3 protein-coding genes are annotated in these 3,871 nt (G+C 74.6%); 1 reads left to right on the top strand and 2 read right to left on the bottom strand.

Annotated elements, in window-relative coordinates; genetic code table 11:
* On the top strand, positions 1 to 1,267 hold a 1,267-nt coding region (locus WCS02_RS18475), incomplete at its 5' end, for an acetamidase/formamidase family protein (RefSeq protein ID WP_422665436.1).
* Positions 1,268 to 1,342: 75 nt separating this feature from the next.
* Here the strand turns inward: WCS02_RS18475 and WCS02_RS18480 are convergent.
* Both WCS02_RS18480 and WCS02_RS18485 read right to left on the bottom strand, forming a co-directional pair.
* The gene (locus tag WCS02_RS18480) at positions 1,343 to 2,248 is read right to left on the bottom strand and encodes an SDR family NAD(P)-dependent oxidoreductase (RefSeq protein WP_340295756.1); all 906 of its coding nucleotides are present in this window, start codon (positions 2,246 to 2,248) and stop codon (positions 1,343 to 1,345) included.
* A gap of 110 nt (positions 2,249 to 2,358) precedes the next feature.
* Positions 2,359 to 3,507: a ThuA domain-containing protein gene (locus tag WCS02_RS18485; RefSeq protein ID WP_340295757.1), complete on the bottom strand. Its 1,149-nt coding sequence runs from the start codon at positions 3,505 to 3,507 to the stop codon at positions 2,359 to 2,361.
* Positions 3,508 to 3,871: the final 364 nt, after the last annotated feature.

Raw genomic sequence — 3,871 nt, forward strand, 5'->3', positions numbered from 1 at the left:
GCTCGCCGGGGCCGCGGCGGCCGCGTCGCCCGCCGCGGCGGCGCCCCGCCCGCCGAGGGTGCAGCTGCCCCGGGACGTCCTGCAGCCGGGGCGCGGCCGGATCGACGGCGAGCACTACCTCGCCTCGACGCCCGACGACGTCCGGTGGGGCTACGTGCCCTCCGTCGACAGCGAGCCCGTCCTCACCGTGCCCTCGGGGGCCACGGTGACGATCGACACCGTGTCGCACGAGGGCATCCTCGAGGACCAGGGCCGTGACCCCGTGGCCTGGTTCGGCGAGCGCGGCGTGCCCCGCGCCGGGGTGCTCGAGGACGCGGTGGCGGTGGCCCGCGACTACGACCGCACGGCCCGGTCGTTCGACGTCGACGGCCCCCACGTGGTCACCGGGCCGGTGTTCGTCTCCGGCGCCGCGCCCGGGGACGTCCTCAAGGTGGAGACCCTGTCGGCCCTGCCCCGCGTGCCCTACGGCGTGGTGTCCAGCCGGCACGGCAAGGGCGCGCTGCCCCGGACCCCCACCGGCCCGCCCGCCGGGATCACGCTGGAGGAGGTCATGCCGCCGGTCGGCACGGACGGGCGCGGCCCCGGCGTCGACCCGCGCGACTACGGCAACGTGTCGGTCTTCACCCCCGTCGAGAGCCGGCGCGGCGTGGCGTCCGGCCTGATGCCGGTCGGCAGCACCGGCGAGGTGGTGTTCCCGCTCGACCCGTTCATGGGGCTCATGGGGGTGGCGACGCAGCCCGGCGGCCTCACGGACCTGGCGCTCAACTCCATCCCGCCCACGCTGGGCGGGGGGAACATCGACATCAGCCTGCTCGGCGTCGGCTCGACCTTCTACCTCCCGGTCGTGGCCGACGGGGCGCTGTTCCACGTCGGCGACCCGCACATGGCGATGGGCGACGGCGAGGTCGCGCTCACCGCGATGGAGGGCTCGCTGCGGGCGACGTTCCGGCTGTCGGTCTGCAAGCCGGGCGCCGGGGACGCGCCGCAGGTCGCGTTCGGCTACCCGTTCGCCGAGACGGCCGAGGCGTGGGTGCCGATCGGGCTCAGCGACCCGGACGGCTCCGTCGGCGGCCAGGTCAACGACCTGGACGTCGCCGTGCGCCGGGCCGTGGTCAACGCGCTGGACTTCCTCGAGGCCGAGCTCGGCATGGACCGCGCGGTGGCCTACGCCTACCTGTCCGCGGCCGCGGACTTCCGGGTCTCCCAGGTCGTCGACCGGACCGTCGGGGTCCACGGCGTCATCACCAAGTCCCACTTCGGCAGGTGAGCGCCCGCTGACACGCCACGGCGGGGCCCCTCGACCGAGGGGCCCCGCCGGTGCTCGGCCGTGCTCAGCCGGTGCTCAGTCGGACTTCTCCTCCGCCATCTTGCGGTGGGCCTTGGCCTTGACCCGGTCCGGCAGGACGGTGTTGGCCACGCCCTGCGCCTTGGTCATCAGCGAGCCGGCGACGATCTTCGCCTTGCCGTCGCGCAGCGCCTGCAGGCCCTGCTTCGCGACGACCAGAGGGTCGTCCTTGCTGCCGCGGCCGACGGTCGTGGCCAGCATCCGCGCGCGGGCGAAGAAGTTGGTGTCCGTGGGGCCGGGCATGAGCAGCGTGAGGGTGACGCCGGAGTCCTCGAGCTCCTCCTGCAGGGCCTCGGTGAAGGACTGCAGGAACGACTTCGACGCGTTGTAGACCGACTGGTAGGTGCCCGGCATCTGGCTGGCGATGGAGCTGGTGACCAGGACCTTGCCGCTGCCGCGGGCGACCATGCTGCGCAGGACGAGCTTGGCGAGGCGGATGTTCGCGACGATGTTGAGGTCGACGATGCTCATCTCCTCCTCGACGTCGGTCTCGAGGAACGGCCCGCCCAGCCCGATCCCGGCGTTGAGCGCCACCACGTCGAGCGAGCGGCCGGTGCCGGTGGCCGCCTCCCACACGGCGTCGACGCCCTCGCGGGTGCGCAGGTCCGCGCGGACCTCGAGCACGTCGGCGCCGCGGCCGCGCAGGCCGTCGGCGGCGATGGTGAGCGCGTCGTCCTCGGCGGTGACGAGCAGGTCGTGCCCCTCGTCCGCCAGCTGGCCCGCGAGCTCCAGGCCGATGCCGCTGGAGGCGCCGGTGACCAGCGCGAACGGCCGGCCGAGCGTCGGCCCGGTCAGGGAGGTCTCGGCCCCGGTGATGACGGGCGCGGGGGAGGTCGTGCCGCCGTCGGGGGTCGCGTTGCTCGTGCTCGTCGTGCCCGGGTCGTCGGTGTGGTTGTCGCTCATGGGTCCTGCAGTACCCATCCCGCGCCCGCCGATGCACCGGACGCAGAGCGGCCCCGCCACCCGCGAGGGGTGACGGGGCCGTCCGGGTCGGTCCGGTGGGGCTGAGCCGGTCAGCTGCTGGCGGACTGCCAGGTGCGCAGGTCCGCGACCTTCTCCTGCAGCAGCGCGCGGGCGTCGGCGTCGCGCACGTGCGCACGGACCTGGGCCGAGGCCGCGGCCAGGCGGGCGGCGGCGCGGTCGCCGTTGCCGGTGTCGGCGACGGCCTGGGCCTTGTCCAGCTGCTTGCCGATCTGCTCGGCGGCGTGCGCGCTGACGGAGCCGTCGGCGACCAGGTCCGCGAGGAGCGAGTCGACCTCGAGCCACGTCACGCAGTCGCCGCCGCCGTCGACGGCGCCCGCGGACCACTCGATGCCGCCGAGCAGGTGGGTGAGGAAGGCGGGCTCCACGTAGGAGGCCTCGGTGTGGCCGCCGCCGGTGTACCAGGAGCGGGCGCCCTCGTAGTTGTGGCACCACGACAGCGGGTGGTCGGCACCCATGGCGCCGCGGCCGGCGGTGTACGTGGTCTCGTCGAGGTTGGTGAGGACGCGCACGACCGGGCGGGGGGAGGTCGTGAAGTTGTACCACTCGTCGAACCGGGTCCAGGTGTCGCCGAGGTGCTGGGTGGAGGGGTGGGTCCGGTCCTCGACCTGCTGCACCGCGGTCTGCTGCTGGGGGTGGCTGACGAAGCGCGCGCCGCCGCCGGTGAGCCCGCCGTACCAGGGCACCGTGTGCATGGAGTCGGTCGCGGCGTGGACGCCGGCGAAGCCCCCGCCGTCACGGATGTAGCCCTGGAACGCCGCGAGCTCGGAGGGGTCGAGCAGCGTCGGGATCGCGGGGTCCAGGCTGTTGGTGCCGTCGACGGTCGAGACGAAGACGACGGTCGCGTACTTCTCCAGGTCGTCCGCGCTGGTGAACGGCGTGCTCGCCAGGGTGCGGGTCGGCTGCCCGGGCGACGGGCCGAAGGGGCCGCTCGTCGAGGGCGGGTCCCAGACGTCGACGGTGAAGCCGTTGGCCTCGCCGAGGGCGATGATCGCGGTGGTCGCCTCGTCGATGCTCGAGTGGCGGAAGCCGAGGGTCTTGCCGACGACGAGGACCTCGTAGTCCTCCTCGGCGGCCTGGGCGGGGGCGCCCACCAGCATGGGGAGCGCGAGAGCTCCTCCTGCGGCGGCGGCGAGGGCGGTGCGGGACAGACGGTTCACGGGGTCCTCCGGGGATGTCACGGGCGGTCCTCGCTGACCACCTCGTCGTGACGAACGTACGTCGAATTAGGATGTTGTGTCAACGAACTGCTGAAGTAGGCTCGCAGGCGGCAGAAGCGACGGACAGAGGAGTCTCGTGGCACCCAGGACGGCAGACCGAGGCACTCCGGGCGCGGGGCGGCCGGGCCGGGCGCCCGGCAGGCAGGGCACGACGGGCGGCGCCGGCGCCGGGCGGGGTGCTGGTCCGGGTGCCGCGAGGGGTGCCCGCCCGGGCGGTGCGCAGCCAGGCGGACAGGGCGGGTCGCGGCGGACGGCGGGACTGGTCGGGGCGGCCGCCCTGGTCGTCGGTGCGCTCGTCGGCGGGGCCGTCGGCTGGACGGCCGGC

This window comes from Aquipuribacter hungaricus, assembly GCF_037860755.1.
GTDB classification, from domain to species: Bacteria; Actinomycetota; Actinomycetes; order Actinomycetales; family JBBAYJ01; genus Aquipuribacter; species Aquipuribacter hungaricus.